This is a genomic window from Allostreptomyces psammosilenae (assembly GCF_013407765.1).
In the GTDB taxonomy this organism is placed as follows: domain Bacteria; phylum Actinomycetota; class Actinomycetes; order Streptomycetales; family Streptomycetaceae; genus Allostreptomyces; species Allostreptomyces psammosilenae.
In genome coordinates this window covers 299,720-315,422 of record NZ_JACBZD010000002.1, presented here as the reverse complement: position 1 = coordinate 315,422, position 15,703 = coordinate 299,720, and the positions used below count along the sequence as shown (strand labels likewise).

At 76.6% G+C, this 15,703-nt stretch carries 11 protein-coding genes and 2 pseudogenes; 6 read left to right on the top strand and 7 right to left on the bottom strand.

Going from position 1 to position 15,703, the window contains the following annotated elements; translation table 11 throughout:
* Positions 1-43: 43 nt before the first annotated feature.
* The 4 genes and pseudogenes from purU to FHU37_RS23630 form a co-directional block, all read right to left on the bottom strand.
* Positions 44-985 (bottom strand): formyltetrahydrofolate deformylase, encoded by a 942-nt coding sequence (gene purU, locus FHU37_RS23645; protein ID WP_376774074.1) that lies wholly within the window; start codon positions 983-985, stop codon positions 44-46.
* 285 nt (positions 986-1,270) lie between these two features.
* Positions 1,271-1,687, bottom strand: a pseudogene (locus FHU37_RS23640) (SCO4402 family protein); the annotation flags it as partial.
* 386 nt (positions 1,688-2,073) lie between these two features.
* A complete protein-coding gene (locus tag FHU37_RS23635; protein WP_179816700.1) occupies positions 2,074-3,714 on the bottom strand; it encodes a hypothetical protein in 1,641 nt (546 codons plus the stop codon).
* Between the two features lie 313 nt (positions 3,715-4,027).
* A pseudogene (locus FHU37_RS23630) lies at positions 4,028-5,722 on the bottom strand (NsdA family TPR-like regulatory protein); the annotation flags it as partial.
* A 436-nt stretch (positions 5,723-6,158) separates the two neighbouring features.
* On the opposite strand from FHU37_RS23630, the gene FHU37_RS23625 reads away from it, so the two are divergent.
* The gene (locus tag FHU37_RS23625; protein WP_312892818.1) at positions 6,159-6,818 is read left to right on the top strand and encodes a bifunctional DNA primase/polymerase; all 660 of its coding nucleotides are present in this window, start codon (positions 6,159-6,161) and stop codon (positions 6,816-6,818) included.
* A gap of 425 nt (positions 6,819-7,243) precedes the next feature.
* Here FHU37_RS23625 and FHU37_RS23620 read toward each other — a convergent pair whose 3' ends face one another.
* Positions 7,244-7,453: a DUF2191 domain-containing protein gene (locus tag FHU37_RS23620; RefSeq protein WP_179816698.1), complete on the bottom strand. Its 210-nt coding sequence runs from the start codon at positions 7,451-7,453 to the stop codon at positions 7,244-7,246.
* A gap of 237 nt (positions 7,454-7,690) precedes the next feature.
* Between FHU37_RS23620 and FHU37_RS23615 the strand changes: the two genes are divergently transcribed.
* Complete coding sequence (locus FHU37_RS23615; RefSeq protein ID WP_179817319.1) at positions 7,691-8,491, top strand: ABC transporter ATP-binding protein; 801 nt, start codon at positions 7,691-7,693, stop codon at positions 8,489-8,491.
* The gene (locus tag FHU37_RS23610) at positions 8,488-10,221 is read left to right on the top strand and encodes a transporter (RefSeq protein ID WP_179816697.1); all 1,734 of its coding nucleotides are present in this window, start codon (positions 8,488-8,490) and stop codon (positions 10,219-10,221) included. Before FHU37_RS23615 ends, FHU37_RS23610 begins: the two co-directional genes overlap by 4 nt.
* Before the next feature lie 522 nt (positions 10,222-10,743).
* On the opposite strand, the gene FHU37_RS23605 is transcribed toward FHU37_RS23610, so the two are convergent.
* The gene (locus FHU37_RS23605; protein WP_179816696.1) at positions 10,744-11,436 is read right to left on the bottom strand and encodes an iron-dependent transcriptional repressor DtxR; all 693 of its coding nucleotides are present in this window, start codon (positions 11,434-11,436) and stop codon (positions 10,744-10,746) included.
* A gap of 246 nt (positions 11,437-11,682) precedes the next feature.
* Here FHU37_RS23605 and FHU37_RS23600 point away from each other — a divergent pair, with 246 nt between their 5' ends.
* Positions 11,683-12,450, top strand: coding sequence for a sugar isomerase domain-containing protein (locus FHU37_RS23600; RefSeq protein ID WP_179816695.1), 768 nt, complete (start codon positions 11,683-11,685; stop codon positions 12,448-12,450).
* Positions 12,451-12,524: 74 nt separating this feature from the next.
* On the opposite strand, the gene FHU37_RS23595 is transcribed toward FHU37_RS23600, so the two are convergent.
* Positions 12,525-13,238 carry a nucleotidyltransferase family protein gene (locus tag FHU37_RS23595; protein WP_246451257.1) on the bottom strand — a complete coding sequence of 238 codons (714 nt, stop codon included), beginning with the start codon at positions 13,236-13,238 and terminating at the stop codon, positions 12,525-12,527.
* A gap of 252 nt (positions 13,239-13,490) precedes the next feature.
* Between FHU37_RS23595 and FHU37_RS23590 the strand changes: the two genes are divergently transcribed.
* Complete coding sequence (locus tag FHU37_RS23590) at positions 13,491-14,864, top strand: sensor histidine kinase (protein WP_312892817.1); 1,374 nt, start codon at positions 13,491-13,493, stop codon at positions 14,862-14,864.
* Entirely contained in the window at positions 14,839-15,513 is a 675-nt protein-coding gene (locus FHU37_RS23585) for a response regulator (RefSeq protein ID WP_179816693.1), read from the top strand. Before FHU37_RS23590 ends, FHU37_RS23585 begins: the two co-directional genes overlap by 26 nt.
* The last annotated feature ends 190 nt before the right edge of the window (positions 15,514-15,703 follow it).

Here is a 15,703-nt window from a genome sequence, read left to right as displayed (position 1 = left end):
GGCCTAATGGCCTAATGGCCTAATGGGCCGAATGGCCGACGGGTCAGGCGAAGACCACGGTGCGGCTGCCGTTGAGCAGCACCCGGTGCTCGCTGTGCCACTTCACGGCACGCGCCAGCGCCTGGCACTCCACGTCCCGGCCGACCGCCACCAGCTGCTCCGGGGAGAGCTCGTGGCCGACCCGGACGACCTCCTGCTCGATGATCGGCCCCTCGTCCAGCTCCGCCGTCACGTAGTGCGCGGTCGCGCCGACCACCTTCACGCCCCGGGCGTGCGCCTGGTGGTACGGCTTGGCGCCCTTGAAGCTCGGCAGGAAGGAGTGGTGGATGTTGATGGCACGGCCCTCCAGGGCCTTGCACAGGTCGTCGGAGAGGACCTGCATGTAGCGGGCGAGCACCACCAGCTGCACGCCCTCCCGCTCGACGATCTCCAGCAGGCGCGCCTCGGCCTCCTGCTTGGTGTCCCGGGTCACCGGGACGTGGTGGAACGGCACGCCGTGCGACTCGGCCAGCCCGCGGAAGTCCTCGTGGTTCGAGACCACGGCCACGATGTCCACCGGCAGCGCCCCGCTGGACGCCCGGAACAGCAGGTCGTTGAGGCAGTGGCCGAACTTGCTGACCATGATCAGCACGCGGGTGCGCTCGTCGGCCGGCGAGATCCGCCAGTCCATGTGGAACGACTGGCCCACCGCGGCGAAACTGGCCCGCAGCCGCTCCAGGGTGGGCGCCTCGGCGGGGCCGTCGGCCGCCACCGCGTCGTCCGCGGTGAAGTGCACCCGCATGAAGAACAGACCGGTGTCCCGGTCGCCGAACTGCTGGCTGTCCACGATGTTGCACCCGGTGATGAACAGGTAGCTGGACACCGCGTGCACGATGCCCTTGCGGTCCGGGCAGGACAGCGTCAGCACGTAGCCGGCGCCGGTACCGCCCGCTGATCCGCCCGCGCCACCCGCCGGGGCCGCGGTCCGGGGGGCCGTCGCCGACACGTCGCGCTCGCTCATCCTGCGTTCTCCTCCTGTGTCCACTCGGACGTCAGCAGCAAGCTTGACACACCCGTGGCCACCGAGGGCGCCCTCGACCGCAACCCGAGCAACCCGAACCCCCGCGGCGGCCGGGACGGCCGGCGAAGAGCGCCGGCCGGCTCAGCGCGGCGGCGGCAGGATCGGCCCCGGCGCCCCCTGCCCCTGCGCGCCCCCGGGCGGGCCCTGCGGGACGGCACCGGCGGCGAAGCCGGCCGCCATGTTCGCCGCCGAGATCGGGAGCCCGGCCGCGTCCAGCGGGCGGGGGTACTCCGACGGGTCCTCGCCGTCCGCGGCGGCGAGCCTGGCGTGCGCCTCCCAGGCCGTGCGCACCACCTCGGCCCAGCCCTGGTCCGCGAGGTAGGCGCCGGCGGGGGCGTCCGCCCCCACCCGGTGGAAGACGGCGAGCACCGCGAGCACCGCGGCGTCCACCGCGCGCGCCTCCTCCTCGTCACGGAAGATCGCGCCCACGTACCGCTCCGCCGACCAGTTGTCGAGCCAGGTGTCCTCGACCAGGCGGTACACGGCGTCGGTCACGTCGCCCCAACCGGGGACGCCCGGCAGCCAGCACTCCTGCTGGAACCGGGGGTCGCCGAGCATGTGCAGCGCGGAACGGACCCGGCTCCGCCAGCGCCACCAGGGCATGTCGTGGATCGGCATGCCAGCCATGGTGGTCGAGCGCCGGGGCGGCGCGTAAGTCCTTCCGGGTTTCTTTCCGGTGGCCTTTTCCTCCGCCTGGGCGGCCCGGGCCGCCTCGCCGGCCCGGTGGATCCGGTCGTTCGGGTCGTTCCGGTCGAGCTGGTCGGCGTGGTCGGTGCGGGCGAACTGGTCGGTCTGGTCGGTTGCGTCGAAGGGCGGCACGCCAGCCGATGCTACGTTCCACCGCCGACAGGCCCGGCCCCGGTACGCACGATTCCGGACATTCCGCGGCGGGCGGCGGCCCGGTGCCAGACGCCGGGTGCCAGACGCCGGGTGCCAGGCACGTGGCTGCCCGGTGCCCGGTGCCCGGCGCCGTGCCGGACGGGCCGCTCAGCCCACCGGTGCCGGCGCCGGCGTCACAGGTCCGCGGCGGTGCGCTCGGTGAGGCCGTGCTCCCTGGCCACCGGGTTCCACAGCTCGGCGGCGGTGGTCTTGGCGGCGGTCGCCTCGCCGCTGGCCGCCCCGGCGCTCTGGGTGTGCCCGTTGTCCTCGGCGGCGCCGTCGGCGCAGCCGCCGCCGGCCATGTCGTCGCCCCACGCGGCGAACTCGTCGTCGGCCCGGGCGGAGTGCTCCCAGCCCTCCCGCAGCGCCCGCTTCAGCGCGTCGGCCTGCGGCAGTTGGCTGATGTCCATGGCGTCGAGCCGGGACACCAGGTCGCGGCGGGAGGCCGCGGCCTGCCGCAGTCGCCCGGCCGCCGCGGCCGGGTCGGCGCAGGCCCGGATGTCGGCGACCGCCTGGACGACGGTGGAGCGGCCCTGTCCGCTCTCGGCGAGCAGTCCGTCGAGGGCGGCCGCCTGCTGGGCCGCCGCGGAGGTGGACGGCGAGGCTGACGCGGACGGGCTGGTGGACGGGGAGGACGCCTCGGCGGAGGGCTCCACGGACGCCTCGCCGGACGCCTCGCCGGTGGCGGCCGCGCTCGGCGCGGTGGGCGCGTCGGCGGGGTCGTCGTCGGACCCACCGGCGGTCAGCAGGCCGGCCAGCAGGCCCACGGCGGCGCAGAGCACCACCAGCACGCCCACCAGGACCGGCGTGGAGGGCCGGCCCCGGCGAGGGGAACGCTCCGGTTCCTCGTCGTACTCCACTTGCTGCGGGTAGGGCGCCGGACCGCCCGGACCCATCCCGCCGGGGCCGCCGGGAGCACCGGGGCCGGGCCGGTACGCCTGCGGGGCGGGCTGCGGGTAGCCGTATCCGGGCTGCTGCGACTGCGCGTACTGCTGGGGCTGCGGGGGCTGGGGCTGCTGCCGCGGCGGGTACCCGTATCCGCCGCCGTACTGCTGGGGCGCCGGCTGCTGCGGCCCGCCCGGCTGGCCGGGCCAGGGGCCACCGGGGGCGGCCGGGGCCGGGCCGCCCGCCGAGCCGCCCTGGACCGGCGGGAGCAGCTGGGTGCCCTGCTCGTCGGGCGGGGGCGCGGGCAGCCGCACCCGGCCGAGCATCTGGGTGCCGTCCGGGTCACCGGCGCCGCCACCGGAACCGCCCGGCGGCGGCGTGGCCGGCGGCTGGACCCGGCCGAGGAGCTGGGTGCCGTCGCCCTGCCCCCACGGCTGGCCGGGCGGGGCGGTCTGGGCTGGCGGGGCGGTCTGGCCGGGCGGGGTGCTGGGCACCCGTCCGAGCAGCTGCGTGGCCTCCGGGCCGGCGGCGCCGCCCGGCTGCGCGGCCGGGGCCTGCGGAGCGCCGGGCGGCGGGGTGGGCCGCGCGGGCGCCGGCGGGACGCCGCCGTCCCGCTGCGGGTACTGCCCACCGGGCGGGTACGGCGCCTGCCCCGGGTAGGGACCGGGCACCGCCGGCTGACCCGGCGGGACGTGCTGACCCGGCGGGAGGGGCTGACCCGGCGGGTAGCCGTATCCCCCGGTGGGCTGGCCGTACCCGCCACTGGGCGGCTGCTGGGCCGGCGGCTGGTCGCCGCCGTGCGGGTGCGCGGGATCCTGGTGCGGGTTCGGCTGCGGGTTCGGCGGCCACTGCTGCCCGGTCGACGCGTCCTCAGGACGACCGTTGTTCACCCGCGGCTCCTTCTCGCTGCCCCCGTGGCCGGGGTGGTGTCTCCGGCGGCGGCCGGCGGAGGTGATCGCACACCACCCCGTCATCTGTTCGGGGTCACGGTACCGGGTCGACTCGCCACCGCACACCGCCCCGACCACACCGCCCGACCGCGCCGCGCGGCCCCTCGCCGTGCGGCCCCGCCGGTCACCGCCGCCGGCCGTCCCACCCCGTCTACTCGTCCGCGTCCCCGCCCGCGTCCCCGCCCGCGTCGCCCCCCTCGGGGTCGTCCCCGGGGTCGTCCCCGGACCGGCGCCCGGTCGCCGTGGCGGCCAGGAACTCCCGGGCCGCCGCCACGCCGGCGTGGGGGTGCAGCCGGGTCCGGAACTCCTCCAGGTAGCCGGCGCCACGCGAGGAGCGCAGCCCGGAGAGCGCGTCCACGGCACCCGCGGCGGTGGCGCAGGCGCGTTCGACGTCCCCGCCGTCCAGTTCGGCGGTGGCGAGCAGCACCATGTCCACGGCGCGACGGCGCGCCCGGCCCGTCGGGTGGCCGTCCAGGGCGTCCCGGGCTGCCCGAGCGGAACGTTCCGGCAGGCCCAGGTCGCGGTAGCAGTGGGCGAACTCGTCGGCGAGGTAGGCGGCGTCGAAGTGGGCCACCCAGTCGGGGCCGTCGCCGGGGCGGGCCCGCTCCAGGGCGCGGGTGGCCTCGGCGGCGGACCGTTCCGCGCTCACCCGGTCGCCGAGCAGGGCGTGGCCGCGCGCCTCGGCGGCGTGGAAGAGCGCCGCCGCGGTCGGCCCGGCCGCGGTCCGGGCGCCCTCCCGGGCGGCGCGGGCCAGCTGGATGGCCTCGCGGGGGTTGCCGAGCGCGCCCGCGAGGTGGCTCATCCCGGCGGCCAGCACGTATCCGCCGTATCCGCGGTCCCCGGCGGCCTGGGCGAGCCGCAGCGCCTGGACGTAGTAGCGCTGGGCGAGGCCGGGGCGGCCGGTGTCGACGGCCATGTACCCGGCGAGCTCGGTGAGCCGGGCGGCGGCGGCGAACAGCTCCCGGCCGACGCGCTCGGTGTAGCTGCCGAGGAGGAGCCGCGCGGTGACGGCGTCGAGCTGGTGCACGGCGAGCGGGCGGACCAGGCCGCTGCCGTGCCGCCGGTCGAGTTCCACCAGCATGGCGGTGGTGGCCTGGACGGCGCGGACGTCCGAGGCGCCCACCCGGGCGCCCTCGCGGCGGGCGACGCGTTCGTCGGGCGGGGCGATCAGCCAGTCCCGGCTGGGTTCGACCAGGGCGGCCGGCACCACGGCGGCGCCGGTCAGCAGGTCGCGGCGGCCGGCGTCGCCGCGCCACAGTTCGGTGGCCGCGTCGATCGCCCCGGCGGGGCTCGTGGCGAACCGTAGGCCGATCCCCGGTACGGGTCCCCGGGCGTCCGACATGCCGATCTCCTCCAGGGTGACCGTGCGCCCGAGCTTGCGCCCCAGCGCCTCGGCGATCACCGCGGGTGCGGCGCCCCGGGGGCGCTGGCCACGCAGCCAGCGGGCCACGGAGGTCTTGTCGTAGCGCAGCCGGAGGCCGCGCTCCGCGCCGCACAGGTTCACCCGTCTGGCCAGGCCGGCGTTGGAGCAGCCGGCCTCCTGCACCAGGGCCTGCAGGCGCTCGTTGGGGTGGCGCTCGCCTCCGGCCGCCTCCTGCGCCGGCTCCGCCCAGCCGGTCCCGCCCCGCTCGGGTCTGCCCCGCTCGGGCGCGTCGGGGCCGGGCGCGCCGGGGCCCGGAGCGTTGGAGGCCGGAGCGTTGGAGCCCGGCGCGCCGGGGCCGAACGGGTCGGTGCCGGGGCGGCCCTGACCGGCGCGGGTCCGGCCGGCCTCCGGTCTGGGCCGGCCGCCCTGCCCCGGCCGTCCGGCGGTGGGACGGCGCACGTCCCATCCGGGATCGGCGAATCCCCGCTCGTCGAATCCGCGTCCGCCGACCCCCGGTTCACCGAATCCGGGCTGGTCGGCCCCGTGCTCGTCGGGCCTGCGGCTGCTGGACGGCTTCATCGGCATCCCTCGCGTCCCTCCCCGGGTCGTCCGCCGCCCCGGTCACGGTCGTCCGGGGCGGACCGTCCCGGGTATGCCCCCGGCGTGCCGCACCGGCACACGCCGAACCGGACACTTGCCTGCGTACCGGGAGGAAGTTCTCGCATCACACCCCGCGTTCGAGGCACCCGCGGACCGTGCCGGATCGGCGCGCGGCGGCGCGTGCGCTCTCGCGCCCCCGCGACGCGGACCGGAGGACGCCGTCCGACGGGCGTGCGGCGCGCTCCGGGTGGTGCGTGGGGCGTCGAGGGGCGCGACCGGCTCCCACGTGCGCCGTAACGCGCGCCGGGACGCGCGCGGGGACGCCCCTCGGCCGTCCGGGGCCCACCACGGCCGCGCGGAGCCCGGGATCACGCCGTAACCCCGGCACCCGGCGGTAGTTGAGCAGGGCGTGAGAGATACCGTGACAGCCCGTTCCTGGAGCAGCGGCACCCTGATCGACGCCGCCATCGCCTACGCCGAGGTCTGCCGCTGGGATGTCGCGGCGGGCGCCCGCCTGCTCGAGCACGACGGCCCACCCCGCTGTTCCTGCGGCGACCCGGTGTGCACCGCCCCGGGCGCGCACCCGGTGCGCGCCGACTGGGCGCTGCAGTGCAGCAACAATCCGGCCGCCGTCCGGCACTGGTGGTCGGCGCAACCCGACTCCTGCGTCCTGCTGCCGACCGGACGCTCGTTCGACGCCGTGGACGTGCCGTTCAACGCCGGCTGCCTGGCCCTCGCCCGCCTGGAGCGCCTCGGCGTGGAACTGGGCCCGGTGCTGTCGGTCGCCAACCGCCGGATGGTGTTCCTGGTGCTGCCGGGCATCGCCGAGAAGGTCCCGGATCTGCTGCGCAGGATCGGTTGGGCACCTGCGGGTATCGATCTGGTGGCGCACGGTGACGGCTCCTATGTGCCGGGCGCCCCCAGCCGGATCGGCCGGTTCGGATACGCCCAGTGGGCCCGCCCGCCGCGCGGCGGCACCCGGTGGATGCCGGACGTGAAGGACCTGCTGCCGAGCATCGCCTACGCCTGCGGCCAGGAGACCCGCCGCCCCTCCCTCGTCCCGGCTCGCTCCCGGGGCTGACCGGGCGGACCCGAACGGCGACGCACGAGGGGCGACGCACGAGGGGCGGGTGGCTCTTCCTCCCAGAACGGGGAGGAAGAGCCACCCGCCCCTCGCCGTGTGCGGACGGCCGGCAATCATCGCCGTGCGGACCTCCAGAGTCATGCACCTGCCCAAAGTTATCCACAGGCGGCACGTGGGGGACTGCGCTCGGTAACAGCCTCGTGGGATCCTGAAACAGGGGGTCCCCCCAGAGCAAGTGGTTGATCAGGCAACAACACCTGGCATGGCCCTGACGCGAACCAGCGGCCTCACCGGTGGCGGCACGGCAGCCAGGGGGCGACAGGGCAGAGGCCGGAAGGCCACCTGGCAGGCAACGGTCAGGATGCCTCCCCGAACGGCGGCGGTCTCCGCGAACAGCAGCGGCCAGGGGAGGAAGGCCGCGGTCAGGAACGGAGGTTCCGTTTGTCCAGCAGGGCGTCGAAATCGCCCCGTGCCCCCATGGCACGGAGCCCGGCCAGCGCACGGGCGCGCCGGCGGACGGCGAGGATTTCGCGCGCAGCCGCCTCGACGGGCTCCGTCGCGGTGGTCGCGCCCGCCACGGCGGCCGCGTCAGCGACCGGGTCGTCGTCCGGTTCGATGGGGGTCCGGCTCATGCGCCTGCCTCCTGCGATGCGTCGTGAGCGGGCAATGATGCCGGGACGCCGCCATCCGTGATCGGACGGCGGCGTTCCGGGCGGTGGGCGTCGGGTAGGGAGGGAGGGACGACCAGACCGTCGACGGGGGTGCCGGCCACGACACGCGCGTCCCCGCCGGACAGCGAGGAGCCCGACGTGGACCTGGCCAAGGCGCCCGGCGCGATACCCCGGCCACCCGAACCGGCCGCCGCGGGAATCCACCTCCCGACGCCGCCCCCGCCGGCCGCCCCCAGCGGCCCGCCGGCGGTCCGGGTGCGCGGGCTGACCAAGCGGTTCGGGGAGCGGCTGGCCGTGGCAGGGATCGACCTGGACCTCCCGGCGGGCAGCTTCGTGGGCCTGGTCGGCCCCAACGGGGCGGGGAAGACGACCACCCTGTCGATGGTCACCGGGCTGCTCCGCCCGGACGCCGGCACGGTGCAGGTCGCCGGCCACGACGTCTGGCGGTCGCCGGTGGCCGTCAAGGGCCGGATCGGCGTGCTGCCGGAAGGGCTGCGGCTGTTCGAACGGCTCACCGGCGCGGAACTGCTGGAGTACACCGGGAGGCTGCGGGGGCTTCCCGTCTCGGACGTCCGGCGCCGCACCGATGACCTGCTCGCCGTCCTGGACCTCACCGGGGCGCGGAACCAGCTGGTGGTGGACTACTCCACCGGCATGCGCAAGAAGATCGGCCTGGCCGCGGCGCTGATCCACAACCCGACGGTGCTCTTCCTGGACGAGCCCTTCGAGGGCGTGGACCCGGTCTCCGCGCGGACCATCCGGCACGTGCTGGAGCGCTACACCGCCTCCGGCGCCACCGTGGTGTTCTCCAGCCACGTCATGGAGCTGGTGGAGAAGCTGTGCGACTGGGTCGCGGTGATGCGGGGCGGCAGGGTGGTCGCGCAGGGTCCGCTGGACCGGGTGCGCGACGGACGGCCGCTGCACGAGGTCTTCATCGACCTGGTCGGCGCGGCGGACCGCGCGGAGGCCTCGCTGGACTGGCTCGGCGGGCCCCGGTGAGCGCCCCCGCGGCCGGCGGTCAGCCCTCCGCCCCGGCCGCCCCAGCCCCGTTCCCCGCCGCCCCCTCCCCCGCCGCGCCGCCCACCGCGTCACCCGGGCTGGGCGCCACGGCGCGGCTGCTCGCCGCCATGAAGGCCCGGATGGTGGTGAACGGCCTGCGGCAGAGCCGGGCCCGCACCGTGGTCTACGTCATCGGCTCGCTGGTCGCCCTGGTCTACGCGGCCGGCGCGCTGCTGCTCATGGCGGTGGCCCGCGGCCAGGACTTCGCCTTCAGCGCGCCCACGCTGCTGTTCAGCGTGTTCGCCCTGGGCTGGGCGGTGCTGCCGCTGTTCGTCTCCGGCGGCGGGGACGAGACGCTGGACCCCAGCCGGTTGGTGCTGCTCCCGCTGCGCCCGGCCCAGCTGCTGGCCGGCATGGTGGCCGCCTCGGCGGTCGGCCTGGGCCCCGCCTTCACCCTGCTGTTCCTGCTCACCGCCCCGGTCGCGCTGGTGGAGTCCGCGGCCGGGCTGGTCGCCGCCGTCCCCGCCGTACTGCTCGCCCTGCTGCTGTGCCTGACCCTCTCCCGCGCCGTGGCCGCCGCCAACACCCGGATGCTGAACAGCCGGCGCGGCCGTGACCTCGCGCTGCTCAGCGGGATCCTCGTGGCGCTCGGCGGCAACCTGGTCGGCGCCGGGGTGCGGCAGCTCGGCAGCGGCTCCCTGGAGGTGGTGGACGCGCTCGGCGAGGTGCTGCGCTGGCTGCCCCCGGGGATGGCGGTGGACGCCATCCGGGCGGCGGAGGAGGGGCGCGCCGCGGCCTCGGCCGGGCGGCTGCTGGTGGTGGCGGCGACGGTGGCCGCGCTGATGTGGTGGTGGCAGCGCTCGCTGCACCGGCTGATGGTCACCGCGGACTCCTCCACGCTGCTCGGCGGCGCGCAGGAGCCCGGCCCACGGCGCCGCCGGGCCGCCGACCGCGCCGGCGCGGACGCCATGGCGGGACCGGTCGTGCTGCGCCGGCTGCGGCTGGTGCCCGGCGGCCGGGCCGGCACCGCGATGGCGCGGCAGGCCCGGTACGGCTGGCGGGATCCGCGCGGCCGGGTGGCCTGGGTGGCCGTCCTCGGCATGGGCGCGATCATGCCGCTGGTGTTCGCGGCCCAGGGAACGGCCTCCGTCTACCAGTCGCTGTGGGCGGCCGCCTTCCTCGGCAACCAGATCGGCAACGTGTTCGGCATGGACGGCTCGGCGTTCTGGACCGTCGCGGCCACCATCACCGACCGTCGTGACGCTCGGGCGGAGCTGCTCGGCCGACTGCTCGCCGTTGCCGTGGTCGCCGTGCCGTACGTCGTCGTGGTGACCGGCCTGCTCGCCCTGCTCACCGGGTCCGGCGAGTTCTGGCCGGCGCTCGGCCTGGCCCTGGGCGTGGTCGGGGTGCAGTTCGCGGTCGGCCTGCACACCAGCGTCCGGCTCCCCTACGCCGTGCCGGAGCGTGACGGCACGGGCGGGGCCGCGGCCGGCCAGGCGGGACTGGCCTGGGGCTCGATGACGCTCGGCGCCGTGGCGTCACTCCTCGTCTGCCTGCCGCTGCTCGCCGTGCTCCTCCCGCTGCGGGAGGCGGGCGGCGCGGCGGCGCTGCTGATGGTGCCGATCGGCGTGGGCTGGGGGCTGGCCGCCGTGCTGGTGGCGCTGCGCACGGCCTCGGCGGCGCTGCCCGGGCGGCTGCCGGAGATCCTCTGGGCGGTGGCCAAGGGCTGACATCATGGCGGGCCCGGCAGCCCGCCACCATGGGGTGATCAGCTGATCACCCCACGTGCTTCCCACTTTCGAGTGACGCCCGGCGGGGGTTGCCGGGTAACCCCGTGGGGACAATGGGTGACGGAGGGACCGGGAGGGCCGGAAGGGGAAGCCGGTGGTCCGGGGGTCTCCGGGCGGGCCTGCGAGTGGGCCCGCCGAGAGGGTGGGACAGCCCGGAGCGCTCGGGGCTCCGGGCTGCGGGCGGGGGCGGCTCCTGCCGGGCCGCCCCCGCTCACCCGAACCTCCGCCCATCCGAACCGCCGCCCATCCGAACTGGCGCCCATCCGAACTGGCGCCCATCCGAACCGGCGCGCGCCGAAGCCCCGCGTTGCCCGAAGCCCGCGTTGCCCGAACCCCAGGCACCCGAACCCCCCGATGGCCCGAATCCGCGCGCACCCGACGAACCCCCGGGCACCCGAACCCCGATCCCCGCAACCGGAGCGCAGACCTCCGTTCAGCCGTCCCGGAACCGCCGCGAAGCGGTCAGGCCTTGGCCACGAAGACGTGCGAAGCGACCTCGGCGTCCAGTTCCACGGACTCCCCGCCGCTGCCGACCAGCACGCCCCCCACCGACTCCGACACCTGCACCACGGCGCCCGGCCGCACCCCCGCGCGGCGCAGCGCGTGCATCAGCTGCGAGTCGGTCTGGATCGGCTCGCCGATGCGGCGCACCACGACGGACTTGCCCTCCCCGCCGGCCTCGACGTCCCCCAGGGCGATGATGCCCTCCTCCAGGAAGGAGTCGGTCGGCCCGGTCTCCCCCAGCTCCTCCAGGCCGGGGATCGGGTTGCCGTAGGGGGACTCGGTGGGGTGCTGGAGCAGCTCGATCACCCGCCGCTCCACCGCCTCGCTCATCACGTGCTCCCAGCGGCAGGCCTCGGCGTGCACGTCCTCCCACTCCAGGCCGATCACGTCGACGAGCAGGCACTCGGCCAGGCGGTGCTTGCGCATCACCCGGACGGCCAGCCGGCGGCCCTCCTCGGTCAGCTCCAGGTGCCGGTCCGGGGCGACGGCGAGCAGGCCGTCCCGTTCCATCCGGGCCACCGTCTGGCTGACCGTGGGGCCGCTCTGCTCCAGCCGCTCCGCGATCCGGGCGCGCATGGGGACGACGCCCTCCTCCTCCAGCTCCAGAATGGTGCGGAGGTACATCTCCGTCGTGTCGATCAGTCCGCTCACGGCTGCACAGCTCCGTTCCTTGGTCCTCATGCCAATTCTGGACCATGTCCAGGACAGCTGTGTCGCCCGGAAGGACGGCGGCCGCCGGGCGCGGGCGGACCGCGGCGCCGTGACGGTCGCGGCGTCCCGTGCGCCGGGGGCGTTGACACGGCCGTGGCGAGGCGCCACCGTTCGGTTGCCCGGCCCCCGCGCCGAGATCCGCGCGGGAGCGGGGCGGGCCGCGGAGCCGACAGGAGAGGACGCGCCATGACGGAGCTGGCCGGGCAGTACCTGGACGCCGCCCTGGAGGCCCTGCGGCGGGCCCGCGACGACGCGGCGCCGGCCGTGGACGCGGTGGCCGGGGCCGTCGCCCGCACCGTCGCCGACGGGGGGCGGCTGTTCGTCTTCGGCGCCGGCCACTCCTCGCTGCCGGCCATGGACGTCGTCTACCGGGCGGGCGGGCTGGCGCTGATGAACCTGCTGGCCGTGCCGGGCGTGACCGGGGTGGACGTGGTGCCGGCCACCCTCGGCAGCGCGCTGGAGCACGTGCCCGGCCTGGCCACCGCCACGCTGGACTGCTCCCCCGCCCGCACCGGGGACCTGCTGTTCGTGATCTCGCTGTCCGGGCGCAACACGCTGCCGGTCGAGATGGCCTCGCAGGCGCGCGGGCGCGGGCTGACTGTCGTCGGGGTCACGTCGCTGGCGTACGCGGCGGAGGTCTCCTCCCGCCACCCCTCCGGCACCTTCCTCAAGGACCACTGCGACCTGGTGCTGGACACCGGCATCGGGGTCGGTGACGCGGAGCTGGAGGTCGACGGCGTCCCCGGGCGGATCGGGCCGGTCTCCACCGTGGTCACCTCCGCGCTGCTCCAGGCGGTCGTGGCGGGTGCCATCGGCCTGCTCGTCGAGCGCGGGGTGACGCCGCCGACGTTCCGCTCGGGCAACGTGGACGGCGGCACCGAGTGGAACCGCACGGTGCTGGCCGACAACGCGGACCGCATCTTCCACTCCTACCCGCCGACCGCGCACCGCTGAGCGGCTGCCCGGTGACCGCCACCCGCCGCCCGGCGCCCCCAGGCGGCCGGCGCCGGCCGGGTGCCCGCGAGCGGTCAGCGGCCGTCGGCGGCGAGTTCGCGGGCTGCCTCGGCGAGGTCCTTGGCGGTGTCGATGGCCCGCCACGAGGCGCCCTGCGGCAGGTGGTACCCGGCCAGGCGGCGCTCGCGGGCGAGCCGGGGGAAGGTGGTCCGCTCGTGGTCGCCGCGCTCCGGCAGCAGCTCGGTGAACTCCGGCGCGAAGGCGTAGACGCCTGCGTTCACCGGCCAGGGCGTGGGCGGGGCCTCGATGAAGTCGGTGACGTGGCCGAGGCCGTCCGTCTCCACCACCCCCCAGGGGATGCGCGGGCGGGCCAGCGCCAGGGTGGCGACCGCGGAGCGCTCCTCGTGGAAGGCGGCCATCTCCCGCAGGTGGAAGCGGGTCCACACGTCGCCGTTGGTGGCGTACCAGGGGCGCCGCGGGTGCGGCAGCGCCGCGGCGGCGTACCGCAGGGCGCCACCCCGTCCCAGCGGCTCTGACTCGACGACGGTCTCCACGGTGAGCGGCAGGTCGGCCCCGGCCAGCCAGGAGCGCAGCACGTCGGCGAGGTGGCCGCAGGAGACGATGACGTGCTCGACCCCCTCCGCCGCCAGCCAGTCGATCTGGTGCGCGATGATCGGCCGGCCGGTGCCGGGGATCTCCACCATGGGCTTGGGCCGGTCGTCGGTGTAGGGGCGGAGCCGGGAGCCCTGGCCGCCGGCCAGGATCACCGCCTGGGTGATGGGCGTCATACCGGGAGGGTAGGACGTCGGCGGTGTCATACCTGGGTACCACCCGGCGATGGGGACCGCGGTACGGCGACGGGGGTGGGGGTGGCGCCCTAGGGTCGTGGGGTGAGCAGCCCGTCCCCTTCCCGTCCGCCCGCCCGGCCCGAATCGTCCGCACGGTCCCGCTCGTCCGCACGCCCCGACCGGTCCACACGGCCCGGCTCGCCCGCCCGGCCCGGCTCGTCCCACCCGCGGGGGCGCTGGGACGTCGTCGAGGTGTCCTGGCTGCTGACCGAGGCCAGTCCCGTGCTGCGGATGGGGCCGGTCCTGCGCCGGTGGGTCGTCGGCGCGCTGGTGGCCCTGACCGCCATCCTGCTGTTCAGCGGCTCGGCGATGATGGCCGGTCCGGGCGAGGCCAACAGTTACGGCTACTCCAGCGGCACGGCGCTGGCGCTGGCCACCCTGCAGAACGTGCCGCTGGTGCTCTCGCTGTTCCGCCCGGCCGCCGCGCTCTGCCTGAACCTGCTGTCCGCCGTGCTCATCGCCACCACCGGCCACCCTTCCTCGCCCGAGATGCTGCTGTGGCCGTGGCTGCCGCAGAGCATCCTGTCGCTGATCGCGGTGTGCCTGATGGTCGCGGCCTTCTGCCGGTGGCGGGAGATCGTCCTGCTGTGCCTGGCGCTGGCGGCGACGATCGCCTACGCCGAGTCCCGGGCCCCCGGCGCCCACAGCAACACCCTCACCGCGCTGATCTTCTCCGCGCTCATCCTCGGCCTGGGCCTGCTGCGCGCCGGGCGGGGGGCCGTGCGGGAGCGGATCGCCCAGCAGGAGGTGCTGACCCAGGAGGAGCGGGCGCTGCGCACCCTGCTGGAGGAGCGCGCCCGGATCGCCCGCGAGCTGCACGACGTGGTGGCGCACCACATGTCGGTGGTGGCGGTGCAGGCGGACAGCGCCCCCTACCGGCTGGCCGGGCTGACGCCCGAGGCGCGCGGCGAGTTCGAGTCGATCGCCGGGGCGGCGCGGCAGGCGCTGTCGGAGATGCGGCGGATGTTGGGCGTGCTGCGCAGCGAGGAGTCCGGGGGCGAGCGGGCGCCGCAGCCGGGCCTGGGCGAGGTGGTGGACCTGGTCGAGGGCACCCGCGGCGCCGGCGTGGCCGTGGAGCTGCACGGCGAGGATCCGCGGGCGTTGGCGGCCGGGGGGCGGGTGCCGGAGACGACGCAGCTGACGGCCTACCGGGTGGTGCAGGAGGCGCTCAGCAACGTGGTGCGGCACGCGCCGGGGGCGGCGACGCGGGTGCGGCTGGAGGCGGCGGACGGGCGGCTGCGGGTGCTGGTGGAGAATGACGCCGCGCCACCGGCCCGGTCGGGGGCGCGGGCCGCCGCCCACCCACCGGCCGAGCCGCCGAGCGGGCGGGCCGGGCAGGGGCTGGTCGGCATGCGGGAGCGGGTGGCGGCGCTGGCCGGCGAGCTGTCGGCGGCGCCGACCGCGGACGGGGGCTTCCGCGTCTTGGCGGTGCTGCCGTTGGGCTCCGGGCTCCCGGGTGGCGGGGCCGGCGGTTCGGGGTTCTCGGACGGCCGGCGGGACGTGGCTTCCCGCGGAGCGACGCGGGGGAAGGAGGCGGATCGTGACGATTCGCGTGCTGATCGCTGACGACCAGGCCATGGTGCGCGGCGCCTTCGCCGCCGTGCTGGCGGCGCAGGACGGCATCGAGGTGGTCGGGGAGGCGGCGGACGGGGCGGAGGCCGTGCGGCTGTCCCAGCGCCTCCACCCGGACCTGGTGCTGATGGACGTGCGCATGCCCGTGCTGGACGGGCTGGGCGCGGCGGCGCGGCTGCTGGACCCGCCGCGCGGGGTGGAGCACCGGCCGCGGGTGCTGATGCTGACCACCTTCGACCTGGACGACTACGTCTACGAGGCGCTGCGGGTGGGGGCGTCGGGGTTCCTGCTGAAGGACGCGCCGCCGGCCGACCTGGTCTCGGCGGTGCGCGTGGTGGCGGCGGGGGACGCGCTGCTGGCGCCGTCGGTGACCCGCCGGCTGATCGAGGACTTCGGCCGCCGGGTGCCGGCCGGTCCGCGCCCGTCGACCCGGCTGAACGCGCTGACCGAGCGGGAGACCGAGGTGCTGGGGCTGGTGGCGCGCGGGCTGTCCAACGCCGAGATCGCGCGCGAGCTGGTGGTGGCCGAGCAGACGGTGAAGACCCACTTCGGGCGGGTGCTTGCCAAGCTGGACCTGCGGGACCGGGCCCAGGCGGTGGTCTTCGCCTACGAGAGCGGCCTGGTCTCACCCGGCCGCGGCTGAGGCCGCGCGCCCCGCGCGGATCGTCCGACCCGGTGGCGCCGGCCGTGCGGGAGCACCGGCCGTGAGGCGTGACCGGCCGTGGGGCGCCGACCATGGGGCGTCGCCGGCCGTTAGGCGCCGGCCATGGGGCGTCGCCGGAATTGCCCCGTGAACCCGGCGTCGGAATGCACCACGCCATGGGGCTTTCCCG

What these genes read in the sequence shown, in the direction of transcription:
- FHU37_RS23620 (WP_179816698.1), bottom strand. Translation starts at nt 7,453, where the DNA reads ATGAGCCGGACCCCCATCGAACCGGACGACGACCCGGTCGCTGACGCG.
- FHU37_RS23600 (WP_179816695.1), top strand. Translation starts at nt 11,683, where the DNA reads ATGACGGAGCTGGCCGGGCAGTACCTGGACGCCGCCCTGGAGGCCCTG.
- FHU37_RS23595 (WP_246451257.1), bottom strand. Translation starts at nt 13,238, where the DNA reads ATGACGCCCATCACCCAGGCGGTGATCCTGGCCGGCGGCCAGGGCTCC.